This window comes from Bradyrhizobium yuanmingense (genome assembly GCF_900094575.1).
GTDB classification, from domain to species: Bacteria; Pseudomonadota; Alphaproteobacteria; order Rhizobiales; family Xanthobacteraceae; genus Bradyrhizobium; species Bradyrhizobium yuanmingense.
In genome coordinates this window covers 59,393-81,671 of the sequence record NZ_FMAE01000011.1, presented here as the reverse complement: position 1 = coordinate 81,671, position 22,279 = coordinate 59,393, and the positions used below count along the sequence as shown (strand labels likewise).

Annotated in this window: 21 protein-coding genes; 9 read left to right on the top strand and 12 right to left on the bottom strand. The window is 64.2% G+C overall.

The annotated features are described in order from the left end of the window. Positions 1-17 precede the first annotated feature (17 nt). Positions 18-497 carry a PaaI family thioesterase gene (locus tag GA0061099_RS32560; protein ID WP_036027836.1) on the bottom strand — a complete coding sequence of 160 codons (480 nt, stop codon included), beginning with the start codon at positions 495-497 and terminating at the stop codon, positions 18-20. Between the two features lie 186 nt (positions 498-683). Between GA0061099_RS32560 and purL the strand changes: the two genes are divergently transcribed. Beyond that, positions 684-2,894 carry a phosphoribosylformylglycinamidine synthase subunit PurL gene (gene purL, locus GA0061099_RS32555; protein WP_036027835.1) on the top strand — a complete coding sequence of 737 codons (2,211 nt, stop codon included), beginning with the start codon at positions 684-686 and terminating at the stop codon, positions 2,892-2,894. A gap of 126 nt (positions 2,895-3,020) precedes the next feature. Here the strand turns inward: purL and GA0061099_RS32550 are convergent, their stop codons facing one another. Beyond that, on the bottom strand, positions 3,021-4,208 hold the full coding sequence (locus tag GA0061099_RS32550; protein ID WP_085972307.1) for an acyltransferase family protein: 1,188 nt from the start codon (positions 4,206-4,208) through the stop codon (positions 3,021-3,023). A gap of 175 nt (positions 4,209-4,383) precedes the next feature. Here GA0061099_RS32550 and GA0061099_RS32545 point away from each other — a divergent pair, with 175 nt between their 5' ends. Further along, positions 4,384-4,557, top strand: a complete 174-nt coding sequence (locus GA0061099_RS32545) for a DUF1328 domain-containing protein (protein ID WP_036027834.1) — start codon at positions 4,384-4,386, stop codon at positions 4,555-4,557. A 156-nt stretch (positions 4,558-4,713) separates the two neighbouring features. Here the strand turns inward: GA0061099_RS32545 and GA0061099_RS32540 are convergent, their stop codons facing one another. After that, positions 4,714-5,073, bottom strand: coding sequence for a DUF427 domain-containing protein (locus GA0061099_RS32540; protein ID WP_036027833.1), 360 nt, complete (start codon positions 5,071-5,073; stop codon positions 4,714-4,716). Between the two features lie 197 nt (positions 5,074-5,270). On the opposite strand from GA0061099_RS32540, the gene GA0061099_RS32535 reads away from it, so the two are divergent. Beyond that, on the top strand, positions 5,271-5,507 hold the full coding sequence (locus tag GA0061099_RS32535; protein WP_036012929.1) for a BolA family protein: 237 nt from the start codon (positions 5,271-5,273) through the stop codon (positions 5,505-5,507). Positions 5,508-5,549: 42 nt separating this feature from the next. Then, entirely contained in the window at positions 5,550-6,743 is a 1,194-nt protein-coding gene (locus GA0061099_RS32530; protein ID WP_036027841.1) for a low temperature requirement protein A, read from the top strand. 9 nt (positions 6,744-6,752) lie between these two features. Here GA0061099_RS32530 and egtD read toward each other — a convergent pair whose 3' ends face one another. Both egtD and egtB read right to left on the bottom strand, forming a co-directional pair. After that, positions 6,753-7,724 carry an L-histidine N(alpha)-methyltransferase gene (gene egtD / locus GA0061099_RS32525; RefSeq protein WP_074448252.1) on the bottom strand — a complete coding sequence of 324 codons (972 nt, stop codon included), beginning with the start codon at positions 7,722-7,724 and terminating at the stop codon, positions 6,753-6,755. A 48-nt stretch (positions 7,725-7,772) separates the two neighbouring features. Continuing rightward, on the bottom strand, positions 7,773-9,068 hold the full coding sequence (egtB, locus tag GA0061099_RS32520; RefSeq protein WP_036027832.1) for an ergothioneine biosynthesis protein EgtB: 1,296 nt from the start codon (positions 9,066-9,068) through the stop codon (positions 7,773-7,775). Positions 9,069-9,307: 239 nt separating this feature from the next. Here egtB and grxD point away from each other — a divergent pair, with 239 nt between their 5' ends. Genes grxD through GA0061099_RS32500 form a run of 4 tightly spaced genes read left to right on the top strand, consistent with a single transcriptional unit; the run spans position 9,308 to position 12,783 of the window. Beyond that, positions 9,308-9,634: a Grx4 family monothiol glutaredoxin gene (gene grxD, locus GA0061099_RS32515; RefSeq protein WP_018647423.1), complete on the top strand. Its 327-nt coding sequence runs from the start codon at positions 9,308-9,310 to the stop codon at positions 9,632-9,634. A gap of 3 nt (positions 9,635-9,637) precedes the next feature. Then, positions 9,638-10,189, top strand: a complete 552-nt coding sequence (locus tag GA0061099_RS32510; RefSeq protein ID WP_036027831.1) for an O-acetyl-ADP-ribose deacetylase — start codon at positions 9,638-9,640, stop codon at positions 10,187-10,189. A 46-nt stretch (positions 10,190-10,235) separates the two neighbouring features. Then, positions 10,236-11,522, top strand: a complete 1,287-nt coding sequence (locus GA0061099_RS32505; RefSeq protein ID WP_074448243.1) for a serine hydrolase domain-containing protein — start codon at positions 10,236-10,238, stop codon at positions 11,520-11,522. A gap of 1 nt (position 11,523) precedes the next feature. Beyond that, a complete protein-coding gene (locus GA0061099_RS32500) occupies positions 11,524-12,783 on the top strand; it encodes a serine hydrolase domain-containing protein (protein ID WP_036027827.1) in 1,260 nt (419 codons plus the stop codon). 112 nt (positions 12,784-12,895) lie between these two features. On the opposite strand, the gene GA0061099_RS32495 is transcribed toward GA0061099_RS32500, so the two are convergent. From GA0061099_RS32495 to GA0061099_RS32460, 7 genes are all read right to left on the bottom strand, one after another. After that, positions 12,896-13,963, bottom strand: coding sequence for a threonine aldolase family protein (locus GA0061099_RS32495; protein WP_036027826.1), 1,068 nt, complete (start codon positions 13,961-13,963; stop codon positions 12,896-12,898). Between the two features lie 349 nt (positions 13,964-14,312). Beyond that, positions 14,313-14,930 carry a 30S ribosomal protein S4 gene (gene rpsD / locus GA0061099_RS32485; protein WP_036012915.1) on the bottom strand — a complete coding sequence of 206 codons (618 nt, stop codon included), beginning with the start codon at positions 14,928-14,930 and terminating at the stop codon, positions 14,313-14,315. Positions 14,931-15,152: 222 nt separating this feature from the next. Then, a complete protein-coding gene (locus tag GA0061099_RS32480) occupies positions 15,153-15,920 on the bottom strand; it encodes an acyltransferase (RefSeq protein ID WP_036012914.1) in 768 nt (255 codons plus the stop codon). A gap of 221 nt (positions 15,921-16,141) precedes the next feature. Further along, the gene (locus tag GA0061099_RS32475; RefSeq protein ID WP_036027825.1) at positions 16,142-16,915 is read right to left on the bottom strand and encodes an HpcH/HpaI aldolase family protein; all 774 of its coding nucleotides are present in this window, start codon (positions 16,913-16,915) and stop codon (positions 16,142-16,144) included. Between the two features lie 61 nt (positions 16,916-16,976). Continuing rightward, a complete protein-coding gene (gene murI, locus GA0061099_RS32470) occupies positions 16,977-17,774 on the bottom strand; it encodes a glutamate racemase (protein ID WP_036027824.1) in 798 nt (265 codons plus the stop codon). Positions 17,775-17,910: 136 nt separating this feature from the next. Further along, positions 17,911-18,717: a Crp/Fnr family transcriptional regulator gene (locus tag GA0061099_RS32465; RefSeq protein ID WP_036012905.1), complete on the bottom strand. Its 807-nt coding sequence runs from the start codon at positions 18,715-18,717 to the stop codon at positions 17,911-17,913. A 229-nt stretch (positions 18,718-18,946) separates the two neighbouring features. Then, entirely contained in the window at positions 18,947-20,026 is a 1,080-nt protein-coding gene (locus GA0061099_RS32460) for a SecDF P1 head subdomain-containing protein (RefSeq protein ID WP_036027823.1), read from the bottom strand. A gap of 226 nt (positions 20,027-20,252) precedes the next feature. Here GA0061099_RS32460 and GA0061099_RS32455 point away from each other — a divergent pair, with 226 nt between their 5' ends. Next, positions 20,253-22,160 (top strand): acyl-CoA synthetase, encoded by a 1,908-nt coding sequence (locus GA0061099_RS32455; protein WP_036027822.1) that lies wholly within the window; start codon positions 20,253-20,255, stop codon positions 22,158-22,160. The last annotated feature ends 119 nt before the right edge of the window (positions 22,161-22,279 follow it).

The window sequence follows — 22,279 nt, the reverse complement described above, 5'->3', positions numbered from 1 at the left end:
AAAGGGAAGGCGTCGAGCTATGCGTTTGGGTGCGGGAGCGCCTTCCGCTTCATCCGCTTGATCGTGCCGGAAAAGGTGAGCAGCACGCGCTCGCCGGACATCATCTTGCCGCGCAGGAAGATCAGCGAGCCGCCGGCGCGGGTGACCTCGCCGGTGCATTCGATCAGTTCGCCCTCGCGTGCCGCATCGAGGAATTCGCAGGCGAAGTTGGTCGTCACCGCCCGGCTGTCCAGGACATGGGTGGCGATCGCAAACAGGGAGTAGTCGGCAAAGGCCATGTAGCAGCCGCCATGGACGTTGCCGGAGCCATTGAGGTGCTTCTTCTCGACGCGGAAGGCGCTACGGACGCTCCCGTCCGCTTCGATCCGGTGCCAGAAGGGGCCGACATGGGACTCAAAACTGTCGCGAATCCAGGTCCGCCAGCCCACAAATTCGCCCTCGGTGGCGACGTGGAGGTCGGGGCGGCGGGGCGGGGGCGCTTTGGTCAATTCGTGCAAGGAAATAGGCCTTCAATTGCGGGTCTTTAGACCTTAAATCCGATCCGACCGCGCCGTGCAATTCCCGTTCCCGCCGGCCCTGCCGGCGCAAAACGTGGGACAGCGGGAAAATGCGCCATAAAGGGCTTTTCGAAGCCGTCCGATGTTCCTAAGAACGGCCAAACCGCCGCCGAAAGCCTCGAATCCATGAAGAACGAACCCAAGATCACCCCGGAACTGGTTGCCGCCCACGGGCTCAAGCCCGACGAGTATGAGCGCATCCTGAAGCTGATTGGGCGGGAGCCGACCTTCACCGAGCTCGGCATCTTCTCGGCGATGTGGAACGAGCATTGCTCCTACAAATCCTCGCGCATCCATCTGCGCGGCCTGCCAACCAAGGCGCCCTGGGTGATCCAGGGCCCCGGCGAGAATGCCGGCGTGATCGACATCGGCGACGGCCAGGCTGTGGTCTTCAAGATGGAGAGCCACAACCACCCGAGCTATATCGAGCCGTATCAGGGCGCGACCACCGGCGTCGGCGGCATCCTGCGCGACGTCTTCACCATGGGCGCGCGTCCGATCGCCTGCCTCAATGCGCTGAGCTTCGGCGCGCCCGAGCATCCGAAGACGCGGCATCTCGTCTCCGGCGTCGTGGCGGGCGTCGGCGGCTACGGCAATTCCTTCGGCGTGCCGACGGTGGGCGGCCAGGTGCGCTTCCACACCCGCTACGACGGCAACATCCTCGTCAATGCCATGGCGGTAGGCCTCGCCGACGCCGACAAGATCTTCTATGCGGCGGCCTCCGGCGTGAACATGCCGATCGTCTATTTGGGCTCCAAGACCGGCCGCGACGGCATCCACGGTGCCTCGATGGCCTCGGCCGAGTTCGACGACAAGTCCGAGGAGAAGCGCCCGACCGTGCAGGTCGGCGATCCCTTCGCCGAGAAGCTGCTGCTCGAGGCCTGCCTCGAGATCATGGAAAAGGGCTGCGTCATCGCGATCCAGGACATGGGCGCAGCGGGCCTGACCTGCTCGGCGGTGGAGATGGGCGCCAAGGGCGACCTCGGCGTCGACCTCGACCTCGATGCAGTGCCGACCCGCGAGACCGGCATGAGCGCCTACGAGATGATGCTCTCGGAGAGCCAGGAGCGCATGCTCATGGTGCTCAAGCCCGAGAAGGAGAAGGAAGCCGAGGCGATCTTCACGAAGTGGGGGCTCGATTTTGCGATTGTCGGCTACACCACGCCGAGCAAGCGCTTCGTGGTCAAGCATGGCGGCGACGTCATGGCCGATTTGCCGATCAAGGAGCTCGGCGACGAGGCGCCGGTCTATGATCGCCCGCACGTTCCGTCCACAGCGCTGCCGGTCGTGCATGCCCGCGACGTGCCGGCGCCGATGGGCCTTGGAGCTGCGCTGGAGAAGCTGATCGGCACGCCGGACATGTGCTCGAAGCGCTGGGTCTGGGAGCAGTACGATCACGTCATCCTCGGCAACACCATGCAGCGTCCCGGCGGCGACGCCGCCGTCGTGCGCGTGCAGGACGGGCCGAAGGGCCTCGCGCTCACGGTCGACGTCACGCCGCGCTATTGCGAGGCCGATCCTTATCAAGGCGGGATGCAGGCGGTCGCGGAAGCCTGGCGTAACATCACCGCGGTCGGCGGCAAGCCGCTCGCGATCACCGACAATCTCAACTTCGGCAACCCTGAAAGGCCCGAGATCATGGGCCAGTTCGTCGGCTGCCTCAAGGGCATCTCGGAAGCCTGCCGCACGCTGGACTTCCCGGTCGTGTCCGGCAACGTCTCGCTCTACAACGAGACCAACGGCCGCGCGATCCTGCCGACGCCCTCGATCGGCGGTGTCGGCCTGCTCGACGATTTCACCAAGTCGGCGTCGCTCGCCTTCAAGGCAGAGGGCGAGGCGATCCTCCTGATCGGCGAGACCCATGGCTGGCTCGGCCAGTCCGTCTATTTGCGCGACGTTTGCGGCCGCGAGGAGGGTGCGCCGCCGCCGGTCGATCTTGCCGCCGAGAAGCGCAACGGCGATTGCGTGCGCGGCATGATCCATGCGGGCACCGCGACCGCCGTGCATGATTTGTCGGACGGCGGCCTCCTGATCGCCCTGGCCGAGATGGCGATGGCGGGCGGCATCGGCGCCAAGCTGCTGGCGGCGCCGACTGCGCTGGTGCCGCAGGCCTATTGGTTCGGCGAGGACCAAGCGCGCTATCTCGTCACCGTGCCGGAAACCGAAGCCGGCCGCGTGCTCGCCAAGATGCGCGGCTGCGAGGTGCCCTGCGTGCGGATCGGCACCACCGGCGGCGATGCCATCGCGATCGCCGGCGAGACGCCGGTTACGATCGACAGCTTGCGCAAGTCGTTCGAGCGCTGGCTGCCGGAATATATGAGCGGCAAGGCGGCGTAAGGCGCTGCCACAAATCAGATCTGTAGCCCGGATGGAGCGTAAGCGTAATCCGGGACCGCTATCACTTGTGGCGAGGTCCCGGATTGCGCTGCGCTCCATCCGGGCTACGGACCGAGAGACCGTGCCTCACAACACGCGTGACGCGCCCGGGATCTGCCGCAACGCGCGCGTCAGCGCCCAGCTCGCCGCGACAGTCAGTACAAAGCCGATCGTAGCCTTGACGATCGCCGGCAGGTCATAGTCGAACAGCCAGTATTGCAGCCACAGCGCGATCGGATAGTGCACCAGGAACATGCCGAACGCGTCGCCCTGCATTGGATCGAGCAGCCTGGCTGAGCCTGATTGCTTGAACCTCTGGAAAAGGGCTAGGATCAGAAACATGATGGCCACGCTGAAGACGGTGAAGCAGATGGCATAAAGCGCTTCATACCAATCCGGCAACGGCGACGGGTTGCCCAGTATTTCGCGCTTGATGAAGATCAGCCCCCACAACAGGCAATACGGAACGATCGCCAGGACCATCCAGTCCCAGCTGACCTTCGCCATGCGGCCGTCGACAGAGAGCAGCCCACGATCCATTTGCGCAACGCCGATGCCGGCACCGAAAAAGAAATAGGTCGCGTACAGCATCACGCGCCCGTGCTGGACCGAGAACGGCCCGAACTCGAACCAGCTGCTGTGTCCGTAGTGAACCAGCCCGGGAATGTAGAACGCGGCGGTGACCGCCAGCATGACCGCGAAGAACACGGCGGGCCGGCGGCGACCGTGTAGCGAGAGGCGATTGATCGGATCGAGCAGGTTGGGTGACAGCCGGTACAAAAGACAGGCCACCAGGTCGAAGGCAAACAAGACCCAAAGGAACCAAATCGGTCCGCTCGGCCACGGGCCCTTCGTGACCATATTCCACCAGAATTCCGCAAAACCGATCTCGGGATGGTGCCGCAGGGAGATCGCGTAATAGGCGAGCGGAATGACTGTAAAGGCGCAGATCGCGAAGGGTAGGCCAAGCCGAAGCAGGCGATCTGCCAAATAGCTCCGGACTCCCTTCCGGGCGATGCCAGACCAGGCGAACAGTCCCGACAGGAAGAAGAACATCGCCATGAAGAAGCTGTCGGTGGCGAGCACGATCATGTCGAAGCCGAAGAAATAACTCGGATCGGTATGCCCGAAATAGGTATAGGGGATCACCGCGTGATGCAGCAGCACCACCAGAGTGAGGAAGGTGCGGGCGCGATCGATCGCCAGATTGCGCACCTTGCTCGTGGGCGCGGCATGCACCTCCGCGCCGATCGTCGCTGAATGTGACATCGTCATCGTGGCCGCCCCGATCCTGACCTCGGCTGGACTGTGCCGCCGGGAACTCGATTCAGCAAGGGCCGTTTGTTTCGGAGGTCGCCCCCGACTACCTCTAGGAACCAGTTCCTCGCAGCAATGTTAGCGTTCGCCGAAAACAGCGTAGGCCGTGAGACGCGGCAGTTCGGAGCTGGCGATGTCGATCCTGAAATGGGCCCTGATCTTCCTCCTTGTCTCGATCGTGGCCGGCGTGCTCGGCTTCACCGGAATCTCGGCCGCCTCCGCCGATATCGCGCGCTTCCTGTTCTACGTCTTCGTCGTGATCTTCCTGGTGCTGCTGATATTGGGACTCACGATCTTCAGGACGTAGCTGATTCAGCCCTCTCCGCCGTCATGGCCAGGCTTGACCCGGCCATCCACGCCTTACCGCGTACAGAACGTGGATGCCCGGGCCTTCGCCTCGCCGGAGCGGCTTCGACCGCGCAGGCGGGACAAGCCCGGGCATGACGGTCGTGGGTTGCGGCGCTTATCCCACTTCCTCGATCTTCACCTTGTCCGGATAGAACGCGAGATGGCCTGAAATCTCCGTCATCGCAGGGAAGGGTGTCTCGTAGGTCCAGATCGCGTTGTCCAGCGTCTTGCCGTCGGCCTTGACGCTGTAATAGTTCGCGTCCCCCTTGTAGGGGCAATGGGTGACGCGGTCGGTACGCTCCAACAGGGCCATGTTGGCGTCCTCCCGCGGTACATATTGCACTGCCGGATATCTGGCCTCCTTCAAGGTCAGCGCCTTGCCGGTCTCGGCGATCACGATGTCGCCCGCCGTGACGCGGACGCGCCGGGGATTTGGGGTGATGGTGATCGGGTGGTCGGGCCCTGGAAGCTTCATGATTTCACGCCTTTTCGATCAATCTGCCGCGCGCGGCACTTTGTCGTGCCTTTGTCCTGATGGGATCAGGGATATAGTGCCGGAAGGCGTGACGTAGAAGGCCGTTCACGCTAAGTTTGACCTTGCCGGCGAGGGGACCCCCGGCAGCGATTCGATGATGAGGCTGCTTTGCAGCCGAGATAAGGAGCAAGACCCGAATGCCCATGGACGCCCACGATATCGAGGCGATGATCAAGGCAGCGATCCCCGATGCCGAGGTGACCATCCGTGACCTCGCCGGCGACGGCGACCACTATGCCGCGACCGTGATCTCGGAATCCTTCCGTGGCAAATCGCGCGTCCAGCAGCACCAGATCGTCTACCAGTCCCTGCGCGGCCAGATGGGCGGCGTGCTGCACGCGCTGGCGCTGCAAACCGGCGTGCCAGGTAACTGACGAAGCTGCACCTGACCTGACCAGCGCCACGAGGGGACGATGATGGCTGCGGACAATCCGCACGGCGCGATGTTCCGCGTCATTGTGCCGAACCAGCACAGCCGCGTCACTTTCGTCGAGCTGTTCTTCGACCTTGTCTTCGTCTTCGCCGTCACGCAGATATCGCACACGCTGCTGCACCATTTCACGCCGCTCGGCGCTGTGCACGTCGCGGTGCTGTTTCTCGCGGTGTGGTGGCTGTGGGTTTTCACCGCCTGGGTTACCAACTGGCTCAATCCCGAGCTGACCCCGGTCCGGCTCCTGCTCTTTGCGATGATGTTGGGCGGCCTCGTGCTGTCGACCACGATCCCGACCGCCTTCGAGGGCCGTGGCCTGTGGTTCGCGATTGCCTATGCGGCCATGCAGGTGGGGCGTACCGCGTTCTGGCTGCTCGCAACGCCGCTGCATCGAACAGCGGTGCGGCATAACGCAATCCGCATCCTGACCTGGCTGTCGATCTCCGCGGCGTTGTGGATCGCGGGCGGCCTGGCCGAGGGCGAGAGGCGGCTATGGCTGTGGATCGCGGCGGTTACCTGGGAATACATCTCGCCGGCCGCGCGGTTCTGGGTGCCGAAGCTGGGCTTTTCTTCCGTTGAGGCCTGGGCGGTCGAAGGCGGCCATATGGCCGAGCGTTGCGGTCTATTCGTCATCATCGCGCTCGGCGAGGCCATTATCGTCAACGGCGCGACCTTCGCTGAACTGGAGTGGACCGCGAGCAACATTCTCGCCTTCGTCTCAGCGCTGGTCGGCGCCATCGCGATGTGGTGGATCTATTTCCACAAGGGCGCGGAGGCCGGCTTGGAGCGGATCTCGAAGTCAAGCGAGTCCGGCCGCCTGGCGCGGCTCGCCTACACCTATCTGCATATGCCGATCATCGCCGGCATCATCCTGACCGCGGTCTCGGACGAACTGGTGCTGAAGCATCCGTCCGGCCATTCCGACGTCCGCACGGTTCTGAGCACGATCGGCGGCCCCCTGGTGTTTCTGATCGGCACCATCCTGTTCAAGCACGCGGTCCGCGGCTTCCTCCAGCTTTCGCACGGCATCGGCATCATCCTGCTGCTGGTGCTGTGGTGGTTCGCGTCGGAACTGTCGCCGCTGTGGCTGTCAATGGCGACGAGCGCCATCTTAATCGTGGTGGCGGTGTGGGAGTCGGTGTCGCTGGGGTCGAAGGTGGAGGAGGCCGGGGAGCATTGAAGCCCGGCCTTACTCCGCGACCTCCAGCGCGTGCACCGAGAACATCTTCGCCGCATCCGTCCAGCTCTCGCGGACCTGCCAGCCCGCGCCCTGGGCCAGCGCGGCAAAACGCGCGATGCTGTATTTGTAGCTGTTCTCTGTGTGGATGCTTTCGCCCGGGCGGAACGAGAAGCTGGTGCCCAGCAGGCGCACGGTCTGGCTCTTCCTGCTGATCAGGTGCATCTCGATGCGGTGCCGCTCGCGGTTGTAGATCGCGCGATGGGTGAAGGCGGACAGGTCGAAATTGCCGCCGAGCTCGCGGTTGATGCGCACCAGCACATTGAGGTTGAAGCGCGCGGTGACGCCGGCCGCATCGTTATAGGCGTCGAAGAGGATCCGCTCGTCCTTCTCGAGATCGGCGCCGATGATCATCTGCGCGCCCTTGCCGAGGATCTTGCGCGCGCTTTTCAGGAAGGCCTGCGCTTCCTGCGGCTCGAAATTGCCGATGGTGGAGCCGGGGAAGAAGCCGACCTTCGGCATGGATGCAACCTGCTTGGGCAGCTCGAACGGCGTCGTGAAATCGGCCGCCACCGGATAGATGCCGAGCGCCGGGAAATCCCGCTTCAGGCCGCTCGCCTGTGCCTTCAGGAAGTCGCCGGAGATGTCGACGGGGACATAGGCTGCGAATTTGCAATGATCGAGCAGCAGGCGCACCTTCGTGGTCGCGCCGGCGCCGAACTCGACCAGCGCGGCGTGCTCCGGGATGATGCTTGCGATCTCGCTTCCGCGCTCCTTCAGGATCGATAGCTCGGTGCGCGTCGGATAATATTCCGGCAGCTTGGTGATCGCCTCGAACAGCTCCGATCCGGTCGCGTCATAGAAATATTTCGGCGACAGCTTTTTCGGCTGCTGCGAGAGGTCCTCGATGGCCTCACGGGCGAAAGCGGTGGTCTGCTCGTCGGGAAGATGGGCCTCGGCCAAAGCGCTGGCGTGCACATTCATGATACTCTCCTGAACGCGCTGTCCGGCGCGCATCTGTCGTCGGAATACTTAGTCGTAATCGGCAAGCCGCAGCCCGGTGAACTGCCAGCGGTGGTGCGGATAGAAGAAGTTGCGATAGGTGGTACGACTGTGGCCCTGCGGAGTTGCAAGCGAGGAGCCGCGCAGCACCAGCTGGTTGACCATGAACTTGCCGTTGTACTCGCCGAGCGCGCCTTCGACGGCGCGATAGCCGGGGTAGGGCGCGTAGGAGCTGCGGGTCCATTGCCAGACGAGGCCGAAGGCGTCGTTGAGCTGGCCAGCGCGGGCCGCGACCTCCCATTCCATCTCGGTCGGCAGGTGTTTTCCGGACCAGCGCGCGAACGCATCCGCTTCGTAATAGCTGATGTGGCAGACCGGCGCGTCCGGATCGACCGGCTTGAGGCCGGCGAGCGTCATGACCTGCCATGCGCCATCGACCTCGCGCCAATAGCCGGGGGCTTGCCAATCTTCCTTGCTGGCCGCGGCAAAGCCGTCCATCAGCCACAGGGTTGCGGTCCGGTAGCCGCCGTCCTGCATGAAGGCGAGCCATTCGGCATTGGTGACCAGATTGCGGGCGATCCTGACCGGACCGACCAGGGCGCGGTGCGCCGGCTTCTCGTTGTCGAAATGAAAGCCGTCGTCGACATGGCCGACGGTGTGGATGCCTTCGTTCAGCGTCAGCCAGTCATCGCCGCCGCCTGTTGCGGCCGGGAAGCGCCAGGCCGGGTCATACGCCGGATAGATCGGGTTCTGCGCAAAGGCATGCAGGATGTCGGTGAACATCAGCTCCTGATGCTGCTGCTCGTGATTGAGCCCGACCTCGACCAGCGGCGCGATTGCGCGGAGCTTGTCCGCGCCCGCCTCGCGGAAGAATTTGCTGACGGCCGTATCGACGTATTTGCGATAGGCGCCGACCTCGTCGGCGCTGGGGCGGGTGATGTCGCCGCGATGATTGCGAGCATGTCGCGGGCCGGCGCTGACGTAGTAGGAATTGAACAGGAACGCGAAATCGGGGTGGAAGGGCCGGTAGCCCGCAGCATGCTCGCCGAGCAGGAATTGCTCCCAGAACCAGGTCGTATGGGCCCGGTGCCATTTGGTCGGGCTGGCATCCGGCATGGACTGGATCTGCTGGTCCTCGGGCGACAGCGGTGCGGCCCGGCGTTCGGTCTCATTGCGGACAGTCGAGAACGCCGCTTCCAGCCGCTGGGCGAGGTCGTCCTCGCGGGAGGACGGTGACGAACGCAGGGAGGCCGTGGCTGAGGCTTGTTTCGTCACGTTTTTCTCCAGACAGGACAAGAGAACGTTGTTCGCACGACCCGGTTCCATGAACAGGGTTCGTCCTAGATAGGGGCTCCGTTACGGTATGAAAGTCCTCTGCGGCGATGATATTGATGTCATCAGCCTATGGACCCGGCTGGGGCCAATCCGGCCGCCGGGGACCCGTCGCCGCCATTTTACTTTGGATGCACAACGGTTTGGGCTACATATATGGGCAGGTATCGGGTTAAATCGGCTGAGCCGGCCCGAAGCAATTGGTGAGGGCTCTGCCCCAGAAGGACACGGATATGAGCATCGCGGAATTCATCGACAATGAAGTGAAGTCGAACGACGTGGTTCTGTTCATGAAGGGGACGCCGCAATTTCCGCAGTGCGGTTTCTCCGGCCAGGTGGTCCAGATCCTCGACCATATCGGTGTCGGCTATAAGGGCCTCAACGTTCTCGAATCCGCCGAGCTGCGCAACGGCATCAAGGAATATTCGAACTGGCCGACCATTCCGCAGCTCTATGTGAAGGGCGAGTTCATCGGCGGCTGCGACATCGTCCGCGAGATGTTCCAGGCCGGCGAATTGCAGCAGCTCTTCTCCGAGAAGGGCGTCGTCGTCGCGGCCTGACACGTGACCGTGCTGACGCGCCGGATTGGCGGCGCGGAGCTCGAGGTCATCGTCGCCGATATCACCACACTCGGCGTTGACGCCATCGTCAACGCCGCGAACACGTCGCTCCTTGGCGGGGGCGGCGTGGATGGCGCGATCCATGACGCCGCTGGTCCCGAGCTTCTCGCCGAATGTCAGACGCTCGGGGGATGCCCGACCGGCGATGCCAAGATCACGAAGGGCTATCGTCTGCCCGCCCGATACGTGATCCATGCCGTCGGTCCGGTCTGGCACGGCGGCACTCGCGGCGAGGCGGCGGCGCTTCGTTCCTGTTACCGCCGTGCGCTGGAGCTCTCCCAGGCCAATGGGCTGACTTCGCTGGCGTTCTCCGCGATCTCGACCGGCGTATATCGTTTTCCTGCCGACCAGGCGGCAAAGATCGCGGTCCATGCCGCCATCGAAGCCCTGCCTGCTGCGCCGCTGGTTGCGCACGCCATATTTTGTTGTTTCTCGGAGGCAAGCGCCGCCCTCCATTCGGATGTCTTGGCGCGGTACGGCAGCCCTTGTGCCTGATGACGCGGTCGGTACACTCCGAAGCGCCATGTTCCGGGGAGGGGATATGATTTCACAATTTGGACTGCGTGCGCTCGCCTGCGGCGTGTTGGTGTCGCTTGCCGCGATGTCGCCGGCGCACGCGGAGGGCACTTACGAGATTCCGGCCGGCGCGCATTTCAATCAGGAGAAGCTCGGCAGGATCACCGACTTCTTCAAGAACGAGGTCGCGACCGGCAAGATCGCCGGTGCAAACGTGCTGATCCAGCAGCATGGCAAGCCGGTCTATCACGAAGTCTTCGGCGTGCAGGACGTGGTCAGCAAGGCTCCGATCACGGACAAGACCATCTTCCGCCTGTCGTCGCTAACCAAGGTGATCACCTCCGTTGTGGCGATGCAACTGATCCAAGACGGAAAGATCAAGCTCGACGATCCCGTTTCGAAATACATTCCCTCCTTTGCAAATGTGAAGGTCGGTGAGGAGAAGAAGGCCGAGGACGGCACCAAGACGCTCGAGCTGGTACCACTGGCCCGGCCCATTACCATTCTCGATCTGATGCGCCATACCTCCGGGATAACCTACGGTTTCTACGGCGATAGTCTGGTTCGCAAGGCCTATCGCGACGCTAGCATCTACGCGGGCGAATTCGATCTCGCCGAGTTCGCCGAGCGGATCGCCAAGCTGCCGCTGCACAATCAACCCGGCGCACTCTGGCAGTACGGCCATTCCACTGACATTCTGGCGCGGATCATGGAAATCGTGTCCGGAAAGACATTGTTCGAACTCGAGAAGGAAAAGCTGCTCGATCCGCTCGGTATGACCGATACAGGCTTCTTCGTCACCGAACCGGAGAGACTGAAACGGCTCGCCCAGCCGCTGCCGAACGACAGCAATTTCCGGGTCGGCCGCGAGTACAGGACTGAGGTTCGCCAGAAGTGGGAATCCGCCAGCGGCGGCATGGTTTCGACTATGGCGGACTTTTCCCGCTTTGCGCAGATGCTGGTCAATGGAGGAACGTTCGAGGGCAAGACCTATCTCAGCCCGCAGACGTTTGAGCTAATGGCATCGGACCATGCAGGCAAGGACTCCGGCGTTGAGCGGGACTACTTCTATTTTCCCGGTGACGGTTTTGGCATGGGACTTGGGTTTGCCGTGCGCACCGATCCCGGTAATGCCAAACCTCCGCCGCCCGGCGATCTCGGGGAATTGAAATGGGACGGCGCCAGCGGTTGCTATTTGGTGGTTGATCGCAAGCAGGACATGTTCTTCCTGGTGCTGCAGCAGACCCCGAGCGAGCGCCAGCGCGTGCAGCGGACATTGAAGCAGCTGGTTTATGAAGCCATGGAGAAGTGACATGAACGGGCGCCGCGCGCTGTTCGCGGCGCTCGTTCTTTTGTTCGGCGCCGTAAGTGCGCGGGCGGGCTCGGAGGGCCGCGCGCACAGATTCACGCCCGAAGGCCTGGCAAAAGTCTCCGACTACATCAGGAACGAGATCGCGACCGGCAAATTTCCGGGGGCGATTCTGCTGCTCCAGCAACACGGCAAGCCGGTCTACTGCGAGAATTTCGGCGTCCGCGACGTCGCGACCCAACTTTCGATGAGCGCGGACACGATCTTCCGCCTCTATTCGATGTCCAAGCCGATCACCTCGGTCCTGGCGATGATGCTGGTCGAGGAGGGTAGGCTTGCGCTCGGCGATCCCGTCTCGAAATACATTCCGGCCTTTGCCGGCATGAAGGTCGGCGTCGAGAAGAAGGCCGAAGACAACAAGGTCTCGCTGGAGCTGGAGCCGCTCAAACGTCCGGTGACGATCGAGGATTTGATGCGGCATACCGCCGGGATCCCTTACGGCTATTATGGCGGGGACCTGGTGAACAAGCTCTATGCCGACGCCGGACTGTTCGACAGGAATTCGACCAACGCCGAACTGGTCGCGAAGATCACCGCGCTGCCGCTCGCCGAACAGCCCGGAGCGATCTGGGACTACGGTCACTCCACGGACGTGCTCGGACGCATCATCGAGCTGATCTCGGAGACATCGCTGCTCGAGTTCGCGAAGACGCGGCTGCTCGATCCACTCGGGATGAAGGACACGGCGTTCTACGTCGCCGATCCCGCCCAATGGCCGCGTATCGCCGAGCCGATGCCGCAGGATCGGGCGATCAGCCCGATCACGCAGGTTCGCGATATCAGGAAACCGCTGCGATGGGAGTCGGGCGGCGGCGGCCTCGTCGGCACGGTCGGCGATTATGCCCGCTTCTCGCAAATGCTGCTCAACGGCGGCACGCTTGAAGGTCGACGTTATCTGAAGCGGGAAACCATCGCCTTGATGGCGAGGGATCATATCGGTCCCGAAACCCGCGTCGAGCGCGACAAGCACTACTATCCGGGTGAGACCAGCGGCTACGGCCTCGGCTTCGCCGTACGTACCGCAGTGCCGCCGGGCACGAACTGGCCGCTTGGCGAATATCGCTGGGACGGCGTTGGCGGCACCTTCTTCTTCATCGATCCCGAAGACGACCTGTTCGGAATCTTCATGGTGCAGACCCCCTCGCAGCGCGGCCGGATCCAGCTCGAGCTGAAGACGCTGATCTATCAGGCGATGGGGCGGTGAGACCTCTCCCCCTTTGCGTAGCCGGATGGAGCGAAGCGCAATCCGGGACGTCCTCACCGCGTGGATAGATCCCGGATTTCGCTGCGCTCCATCCGGGCTACGGGGCTGAGCTTTACGCCCCGCGCACGATCTCGCGCACGTACCCGATCGTCTCCTCGATCTGGCTCGCATTGACGTCCAGATGGGTGCAGGCGCGGATGCGGCCGTCCATCATCGCGAGCGTCACGCCGCGCTGACGGAGGGCCGAGACCATCTTGTCGCCGGGAATGCCGGCGCCGTCGGGCTTGAAGAACACGAGATTGGTCTCGGGCTCCTGCACCTCCATGCCCGAGATCTGCGACAGGCCGCGGGCGAGCGCGCGCGCATTGGCGTGGTCGTCGGCCAGGCGCTCGACGTGGTGGTCGAGAGCATAGATGCACGCTGCGGCGCAGATGCCGGCCTGCCGCATCGAGCCGCCGAGCCGCTGCTTCCACTGCCAGACCGCGTCGATGAAGGCGCGCGAGCCTGCGAGCACGCCGCCGATCGGTGCGCCCAGGCCCTTGGAGAAGTCGATCCAGGCCGAGTCCCAGCCCGCGGTCATGTCGCGTGGCGAGATGCCGCTCGCGACCGTGGCGTTGAGCAGGCGCGCGCCGTCCATATGGGTGACGAGGTCGTGCTGCCTGGCGATCGCGACGATCTCGTCGAGCACCGCCTTCTTCCAGATCGTGCCGCCGCCGATATTGGCGGTCTGCTCGACGCTGACGACGGTCTGCGGCGGCTGGTACCGCGTGCGCGGATGCAGCGCCTTGCGAAGGGTCTCCGGCGTGAACTGGCCATCGGGGCCCTTGAGCTGGGTGACCTGGAAACCGCCGATTGCGGCATGCGCGCCGCCTTCGCGCGCGATGATATGCGCGGTCTCATGGGCGAGGATCTCGTCGCCGGGGCGGCAATGCACCAGCGTCGCGGTGACGTTGCACATCGTGCCCGAGGGCATGTAGACCGCAGCTTCCTTGCCGAGCAGATCGGCCACGCGCTCGCACAGCGCGTTCACGGTCGGATCGTCGCCGACCTGTTCGTCGCCGACTTCCGCCCGCGCCATCGCCTCCCGCATCCCTGCCGTCGGCTTGGTCTGCGTGTCCGAGAGCAGATTGATGCGCACCGGCGGCGCCTTGGGATCGACGGGGGGAGGGGTGTAGAGCATGGCGTGTCTCATCTCTAGTCGAACAATTGCGACGTATTGCGTGCGTGCCCCGATGACCTGTACTAGCCACGAGAACGTTGAGCGACGCGCTGTCGCGCGGCAAGGAGGATGTCGTCTGGCGTGTCTGCTGTGAAGACATTGCAATCGGGCAGAGCGAACAGCCCCTGATATCGGCAGATCTGCTCGGCGCGGGAGAGGGCCTCCCACGCGCGAAGCGCCGCTTCAGTCGGCGTTGCAGAAGGCAGAGTGTTGGCGAACTGGTCGGCCGCGCGAGACATCGATGACATGCTACCAAACAAAAAGGCCCCGGAGAACCGGAGCCTTTTGAATGTCGATCTGCCGAAACTTATCAGCGCGAATAGAATTCGACGACCAGATGCGGCTCCATCTGCACCGGGAACGGCACGTCGGAGAGGCCGGGGATGCGGGCGTACTTCGCGGTCATCTTGCCGTGGTCGACTTCGAGATAGTCGGGGACCTCGCGCTCGGGAAGCTGGCTGGCTTCGAGCACGTGGGCGAGCTGCTTGGAGGCTTCCTTGACCTCGACCACGTCGCCGACCTTGAGCTGATAGCTCGAAATGTTGACCTTGCGGCCGTTCACCTTGATGTGGCCGTGGTTGATGAACTGGCGTGCGGCGAAGATCGTAGAGACGAACTTGGCGCGGTACACGACCGCGTCGAGACGACGCTCCAGCAGGCCGATCAGGTTCTCGCCGGTGTCACCCTTGAGGCGGCTGGCCTCGACATAGATGCCGTGGAACTGACGCTCGGAGATGTTGGCGTAATAGCCCTTCAGCTTCTGCTTGGCGCGCAGCTGCACGCCGAAGTCGGAGAGCTTGCCCTTGCGGCGCTGGCCATGCTGGCCGGGGCCGTATTCGCGGCGGTTGACGGGACTCTTCGGGCGGCCCCAGATGTTCTGGCCCATACGGCGATCGATCTTGTACTTCGCCTCACTGCGCTTAGTCATCGCGTCCTCTTCAGGTCATGGTTTGAGGAAACGCGCCCTCCTGTGTGACGGGATGATCCCGGCACCGACAGGTCCGATCCCCAAAGCTTAAGGGAGAGGACCACGGGTCGCGAAACGCTTCGCGGGCCGAAATCGGCCCGCGAGCAGGCGGCTTTTAGGGGAGTTTGGGGTTGGCTGTCAATTCTTTAGCCTGTCATTCCGGGACCTGCGACGACGGTATTCTTATGTCCTGACCGCCCGGACCGGCTTTGACCCCGCCGCCCGCAATTCGGCAGCAATTTCAGTGTTCAGGACCTGTTCCAGCCGGGTCAGGACCCGCGCGATCGGGGCGGCGTCGGTGACGCGGTGGTCCCAGCGGATCACGACATGGATGGTCTGATCTGGCTCGACCAGCCCATAGCTCAGGACAAAGGGGCCCGGCGTGATCGGGTGGAGCTCGCCGCCGCCGTAGGCGGCGACCGAGCTTACCGCAAAGCTGCCGAACCAGTTACCGCGCTGACGGCCGAAATTCAGACCGATGGCCAAGGACAGGCGCCGCAATGGCAACGGCAGGCGGGTCGCCCGCATGATCTTGCGGTACATCGGAACATCCTCGATCGGGGCCGTCTTGCCGCGTCGGATTTCCGCATCGACTTCTGCCAGCGAAAGAGCCTCGGGACCCGCGATTCGCTGCAGCAGCACGCATTCCTCGCCATCCTCGACCCGCGCGATCGCGACCGTCGCCACGCTCTTTGGAAGCTCATACAGAGCCGGCCAGGGCCATTTGACGTAAAGGGTGCGCAGGATCGGCTCGTCCTTTGCAACCAGGGCGAAAGCCTTGACGAACATCGCGGCCCAGCCGGCGGGCGCGGCCGCGTCCGCGCGGGCCTCCAGCAGGGGGCGGATATTGAGCGAACGGGCCAATGAAACGAAAGGTACGCCCTTCGAGGCGTGCATGAGGTCGCAGATCACACGACGACGCAGCGAAATGGTCTTGGGCGTCCCGCGCATAGGCCTCCGGTTCCAAATCAAAAGATCAAAATATGTGCAACGAGCGGGGCCCGCCTGCTCGCTCTAGCACGAACCAACCCGCTTGGGGCCGGTCGGTTCGCCGCACCGGGCAGCGCCAAAGATGGACCCCCTTTAGACCAAAAAATCATCCATTTTCAATGATTTATATCTCGATCAGGCGCTCTTGGTCGCGTCGGTCGGTCATGCGTCGATCGGCCCGATCAGCGCCTGACCCCCTCGTAGGCCGCCATGATGCCGCGCTGGAACAGCGACCAGTCGAAGCCCAGCGCAATCGCGCGGTAGCCGCGGTCGATCAGCGCATTGGCCTGATCGGCGGTGCGCGCCACCCCGCCGATCGGCACCCCGCTCTTGAGGATGCCCGCCTCGGCGCGCGCGATCAGGTCCAGCAATTGCGGATCATCCATCCGGCCGCGCTTGTTGATGGAGGTGGCGAGATCGCCGGGACCGATGACCGCGACGTCGATACCGGGCGTTGCCATGATCTCGTCGATGCGATCGACCGCGTCGACGTGCTCGATCGTGATCATGCAGATCATCTCGTCGTCGGCAGAGGCCATGTAATCAGGCATCGACTGGCCCCAGCGGAACGGCGCGTGGAAGGGGCCCCAGAGCCGATCGCCGTGCGGCGGGTAGCGCACGCTGCGCACCGCTTTCTCGGCATCCGCGCGGCTCGTGATCATCGGGAAGTTGATGCCGAAGGCACCGATGTCCATCGGCGCTTTCGCCAGCCACGGCTCGTTGGCGGCGATCCGCACCAGAGGCGTGCACGGCGTGCCCGTGGTCGCGGCGATCATCGCGTGGGCTTCGGTCAATCCGATCGGGCCGTGCTCGAGATCGACGATGATCCAGTCGAGCGAGCGCGCCATGATCTGCACCATCTGCACGCTCGGGATGGTCGCGATCGCACCGAAGGCGGGGCGACCCTCGCGCCAGAGCTGGCGGAGGCGGTTCAGCGGCTTTGCGGGGACCGACATGGAAAATCCTGCGGGACGATGGCGACGGCAAAGCCTAGCAGCGCGCCGCCAGTGCGCAAGCTCAGGCCACCGCGCGTCCGCCGAAGAACGGCGTCAGCGTGGCGCTGAGACCATGCACGCGGTTCGATGTAAAAATCATCTCGGCGCCGGACTGCGCGATGCCGCCGGTCGGCGGGCCGAGCAGGTCGGAGACGCGACGGGCGATCGCGGGCGCCGGATCGATCCAGTCGACCGGCCAGGGCGCGAGCTTCTTCATCCGGTCCAGCAGAAGCGGGTAGTGCGTGCAGGCGAGCACCACAGTGTCGGTGCGCGCGCTCGCATCCGAGGCGTCGCCGACGAAGCAGGGAGCGAGCTCGGCGAGGATGGCTTCGTCGCTGATCGGGCTACCGCCGAGCGCGGCTTCGGCCAGCGAAGCGAGCTCGGGCGAGCCGACCAGCGTCACCTCGCATCCTTGTGCGAAATCGCGGATCAGCGCCTTGGTGTACTCGCGCTTCACCGTGCCCTTGGTGCCGAGCACCGAAACGCGGCGGGTCCTGGACTGCGCACAGGCCGGCTTGATCGCCGGCACCGTGCCGACGAAGGCTACGGAATAGGCGGCGCGCAAGTGAGACAGGACCAGGGTGGACGCCGTGTTGCAGGCGATGACGACGAGGTCTGGACTATGCCGGCCGATCAGCTCCCCCATCAGCGGCACGACGCGGGCGATGATCTCGTCCTCGCTGTGGTGGCCATAGGGGAAGAAGGCGTCGTCGGCGACGTAGACGTAATGCGCGTCGGGCCGCGCCGCCACGACCTCGCGGAGCACCGTGAGCCCGCCAAGGCCGGAATCGAACACCAGGATCGTCGGAGAATTGGTCACGTCGCCACCCTAGCCCGGCATGGTTACCATTCGGTTTTTAGGGCGATTTTGCGGCGATCCCGCAAAGACCGGGGGGCGTCTCGTGTCACGGACGCGCTGCGTCATCATCCCCGGCGTCAGATCGGCCGCGCGGCGCTCACGCGATCCTGTTGGTGGTGGTCCCGCGCTCGGTTGCCAGCTGCTTCTGCAGGCGATCGATGTTCTGCAACAGGCGCTGGCTGGTCAGCACCAGGAAGTAATAGCCGAATTGCGGATCCTGGAAGTAGATCTCGAGCAGCCGGTCATAGGTGATGGTCAGCACCTGGCCGTCCTCGATGCATTCGACCGTCCCCGTGCGCCGGTTGTCCGGCGTGAGGAAGCCGAGCTCGCCCATCAGCGCCCCGGGCCCGATCTCGACGTTGATCTCCTTGACCAGGAACTTGCCGGTGACGGTGAGGAACATTTCGTTGGCTGGGTCACGCATCTTGAAGAGGATGTCGCCGCGCCGGTATCTGCGCTCGGTCATGAATGGCTTGAGCCATTCGATCGACATGTCCCCTTCGGCCGCATGGCGCGCCTTCTTGACCAGCTTCAGCATCTGCCGCAGGCGCAGCGCGTTGATCGGAAGCATCAGGAGATAGAGCAGGAACGTCGCGACGTTGGCGGAGAGCGCGCCGAAGAGAGCGAAGAACGCGCAGCCGATCATGTTGGCGACGCGCAGCGGCACCATTGTCCGCATCAAGAGGGTGGCGACGAAGAAGACCGCCCCGACCACGGCGAACAGATTGGCGAGCGTGATGTTGTGGACGAAGATCTCCAGGAGCCGGTTGAAGATCGCCTCGTAGGTGACGCTGTCGGGATCGAGCCCCATCTGGACCAGGATTTTCGCGATCCTGAGGTTGTCCGTGGCCGCTTCGAGGATGCGGTCGAGGATCGACGAAACGTCTGCGCTGCCGGACGGCATGGTACTAACCCCACGTAAGGCATTCAGTCCTGGTCGGCACCCGTATAGCCGAAATCGAATGACGACCGCTTGAATGACGCTTCCGGCCATCGTGCCGCAAGGGGCAAATTTTAGCCTGATCGGGCGTTTCGGCAATTGCCCGTTGGTTGCGCGTCCGGCCGCGCAGGCCCGTGATTCGGGCCAGCCGTGCGGGCTTGAGCGTCGCTGACGGGCCCGAAGCGACCTTCGTTTACGGCTTGGCGGCGGGTTGCACGACCCGCTGCTCGACGAGGCCGAGCCGCCCCGGCAGCGAGCCGGCGCGCAGCAGCATGGCGACGCTGTTGGCCTCTTCCAGGGTGAAATTGCCGGAAATCTGGCCGGAGCCGCCGGTGATGGGCTCGCGGATCACGGGCGCGGAGATCACCTTGTCGTCGAGCACGATGGCAAAAGGCTTTCCGACATTCTCTGCCGTGATATGGGCGAAGCGCCGCGTGCCGCGGCCGTTGAAGCGGAACGATGCGATCGGCTCCTTGCTGTCGCCGGTCAATCCCGGGCCGGCATAGCTGATCTCGTCGCCCTCGAAGGCGCTGTCCTTGGCGACGAGATAAGGAAGCTTGTCCTTGAAGCCGAGCAGGACTTCCGTGCCCGCCGGCGGTGTGCCCGATTGCGCCTGCTCTGCGGACATCGAGAGGTCGATCAGGCGGAAGCCGACCTTGACCTTCCTGGCGAAGATCGCGGTGATTTGCTCGGGCTCCATCAATCCGGGCAGGAAGATGCGGATACGGTCCATTCCCTCGGGCTGGACGCTGGCGAGCTTGACGCCGGCGTCCTTGAGGCGCTGCTCGATCATGGCGATGGAATCTTCGACGAGATCGCGCAGCCGCGCGGCTGATGCGGCATCGGTCGGCGCGAGCCTGAGCAGCCCGTCGCCGGCGTCGGTGACGTTGAGCGCGTGTGTCGGCAACCCCTCCGCCGCCGCGACGAGCCTGCGCGTGAGCTGTTCGCGGCCTTTGCCGTCAGCGATCTTCACGTCGACGCCGCCGTCGCGGATCGCAAGTCCGGAGAACGCGATGCGGCCCTCGCGCAGAATCTTGTAGACGTCGTCGCGCAAATCCGTGACGACCGCCTCCCGCAAGGCATCGGTGTCGACCCTGTAGACGATCCGCGATCCGCCCAGCTTCTCCATCTTGTCGGCGATGAAGGCGGCGACCTTGACCCGCACCTTGTCGAGCTGGCTGTCGGCAAGCGCGGCACCGGGCAGGGCGATCGCGGATACCATTGTGAACGCAGCGACCAGCCGTGCGATCCGGTTCCGCAGGGGCGTCGTCATGATGACCTCGAGTCTTGCGGCAGGGCGCTGGCGAGTGAATTCAGTGGCAGTTCTTGGTCCCTCGATCAGGCGCAGAGGTTCAAGTGGCGCAGCCGGTAGGCAATGGACGAACGGGAAATCATCCATCATTCTGGTCCGGCTCGGCCGAACACGGCCGAGACCTCGCCGAACCAAACTGTCAAAAGATACGGCGGCGGGGACATGCATCTGAGGGAGGACGGAATTCATGGCGGGCATCCACGCGCTCGATCGGTTGATCGGCAACGACTATCCGGAACTGTTGACGGACGAGGAGGTCCGGGCGTTCGAGCAGGTCCCCTACGCCGACCGCGTCACGGCCGAGAGCACCTATGACGCCATTAGGCTTGGTGCCGAGCGCAATCCCGACGGGGCGGCGATCCAGTTCCTGCAAAATGCCGATCCCGCCGACGCGCCGCTGGTCGTCACGCACCGCGATTTCATCGCGCGCGTCACCCAGGCCGCCAACATGTTTCACGCGCTCGGCGCCGAGAAGGGCGACGTCATCAGCTTCATGCTGCCCTTGGTGCCGGATGCGTTCGTCACTCTGTTCGGCGCCGAGGCCGCCGGCATCGCCAATCCCGTCAATCCGCTGCTCGAGCCGCACCAGCTCGCCGAAATCCTGGAAGCTGCGAACACCAAGATCCTGGTGGCGCTCGGGCCGATGCCGGGCACCGACATCTGGCAGAAGGTCGAGCAGATCCGCCCGCATCTGAAGCATCTGAAAGCCATCGTGCAGGTGTTCGGCGGCGGCGATCCGGCCAATGGCATCTTCGCCTTCAGCGACCTGATCAAGCAGCAGCCGTCGGATCGGCTGGTCAGCGGGCGCAAGATTCGCGGCAGCGACATCGCAGCCTATTTCCACACCGGCGGCACCACGGGTACGCCCAAGCTGGTGCGGCATACCCATGCCAACCAGGTCTATCAGGCCTGGGCACTCAATCTGCTGTTGAAGGGCAAGCCCGGCGCCAACCTGCTGTTCGGCATGCCGCTGTTTCACGTCGGTGGATCGCTGACCCAGGTGCTGACGACGCTGTCGGGCGGGGGCTCGCTGGTCGTGCTGTCGCCGAGCGGCTGGCGCAACCCGAATGCGGTGAAGAACATCTGGCAGCTCGTCGAGCGCTTCAAGCCCGAAGCGCTGTCGAGCGTGCCGACCGTGCTCGCCGCGACGCTCGCGGTGCCGCCGGGGAATGCGGATATCTCGAGCCTGAAATATGCGGCCGGCGGCGGCTCGGCGATTCCGGTCGCGGTCGGCTCGGCGATTCAGGAGACGCTGAAGCTGCCGGTGGTCGAGGTCTACGGCATGACCGAGACCTCGAGCGTGCACACGCTCGCTTATCCGGGCCGGCCGATCCGGCTCGGCTCGGTTGGCCTTCCCATGCCCTATGCGCGCGTGCGCATCGTGCAGCTCGACGCCGACGGCCGCCTGATCCGCGACTGCAAGCCGGACGAGATTGGTGTCGTCATCATGGCCGGGCCCGGCGTGTTCGGCGGCTATCTCAACGACGAGCACAACAAGGGTGCCTTCATCGACGGGGTCTGGGTCAATTCCGGCGATCTCGGGCGGCTCGATGCCGACGGCTATCTGTGGATCACCGGCCGCGCCAAGGATCTCGTGATCCGCGGCGGCCACAACATCGATCCGGCGCCGATCGAGGAGATCATGTTCCGCCATCCCGCCGTCGGCTTCGCCGCGGTGGTCGGCCAGCCCGACGCCTATGCCGGCGAATTGCCGGTAGGCTACGTGCAGTTGAAGCCCGGCGCAAAGGTTGAGCCGGGCGAGCTGGAAGCCTGGGTGCGCGAGCGCACGCCGGAGCGCGCCGCCGTTCCTGTGCAGGTCATCCCGATCGATCCAATGCCGGTGACGGGCGTCGGCAAGGTGTTCAAGCCGCAGCTGCGCTGGGACGCGGCCGCGCGCGTGTTCACCAAGGTGCTGGCGCCGCTGGTCGAGCGCGGCATCGATTGCAAGGTGAAGGTCGGTCCGCACGGCAGCCACGGCTCGATCGCGACCGTGACGCTGACGGGCCTGCCGGCTGGGCAGCGCGAAGCGGTGGAGGGGGAGGTGCACGCACTGCTCGCACCCTTCGTGATGCGCCACGAGGTGGTGCAGGCGTAGGTCCGCGCCTGCGGGGCGACGGCTGGCTGCATTAGCTATAAGCCGCGATCGAGGAGTTTATGTGATGGGCCTCACATAGAAAAATTTGGCTTTCGTCGACGCTCCGAATAGTCTCAGGG

Coding starts and splice junctions, on each gene's coding strand:
- purL (WP_036027835.1), top strand. CDS start 684: ATGAAGAACGAACCCAAGATCACCCCGGAACTGGTTGCCGCCCACGGG.
- GA0061099_RS32550 (WP_085972307.1), bottom strand. CDS start 4,208: ATGACGATGTCACATTCAGCGACGATCGGCGCGGAGGTGCATGCCGCG.
- GA0061099_RS32545 (WP_036027834.1), top strand. CDS start 4,384: ATGTCGATCCTGAAATGGGCCCTGATCTTCCTCCTTGTCTCGATCGTG.
- GA0061099_RS32540 (WP_036027833.1), bottom strand. CDS start 5,073: ATGAAGCTTCCAGGGCCCGACCACCCGATCACCATCACCCCAAATCCC.
- GA0061099_RS32535 (WP_036012929.1), top strand. CDS start 5,271: ATGCCCATGGACGCCCACGATATCGAGGCGATGATCAAGGCAGCGATC.
- GA0061099_RS32530 (WP_036027841.1), top strand. CDS start 5,550: ATGGCTGCGGACAATCCGCACGGCGCGATGTTCCGCGTCATTGTGCCG.
- egtD (WP_074448252.1), bottom strand. CDS start 7,724: ATGAATGTGCACGCCAGCGCTTTGGCCGAGGCCCATCTTCCCGACGAG.
- egtB (WP_036027832.1), bottom strand. CDS start 9,068: ATGGAACCGGGTCGTGCGAACAACGTTCTCTTGTCCTGTCTGGAGAAA.
- grxD (WP_018647423.1), top strand. CDS start 9,308: ATGAGCATCGCGGAATTCATCGACAATGAAGTGAAGTCGAACGACGTG.
- GA0061099_RS32505 (WP_074448243.1), top strand. CDS start 10,236: ATGATTTCACAATTTGGACTGCGTGCGCTCGCCTGCGGCGTGTTGGTG.
- GA0061099_RS32500 (WP_036027827.1), top strand. CDS start 11,524: ATGAACGGGCGCCGCGCGCTGTTCGCGGCGCTCGTTCTTTTGTTCGGC.
- GA0061099_RS32495 (WP_036027826.1), bottom strand. CDS start 13,963: ATGCTCTACACCCCTCCCCCCGTCGATCCCAAGGCGCCGCCGGTGCGC.
- rpsD (WP_036012915.1), bottom strand. CDS start 14,930: ATGACTAAGCGCAGTGAGGCGAAGTACAAGATCGATCGCCGTATGGGC.
- GA0061099_RS32480 (WP_036012914.1), bottom strand. CDS start 15,920: ATGCGCGGGACGCCCAAGACCATTTCGCTGCGTCGTCGTGTGATCTGC.
- GA0061099_RS32475 (WP_036027825.1), bottom strand. CDS start 16,915: ATGTCGGTCCCCGCAAAGCCGCTGAACCGCCTCCGCCAGCTCTGGCGC.
- GA0061099_RS32465 (WP_036012905.1), bottom strand. CDS start 18,717: ATGCCGTCCGGCAGCGCAGACGTTTCGTCGATCCTCGACCGCATCCTC.
- GA0061099_RS32460 (WP_036027823.1), bottom strand. CDS start 20,026: ATGACGACGCCCCTGCGGAACCGGATCGCACGGCTGGTCGCTGCGTTC.
- GA0061099_RS32455 (WP_036027822.1), top strand. CDS start 20,253: ATGGCGGGCATCCACGCGCTCGATCGGTTGATCGGCAACGACTATCCG.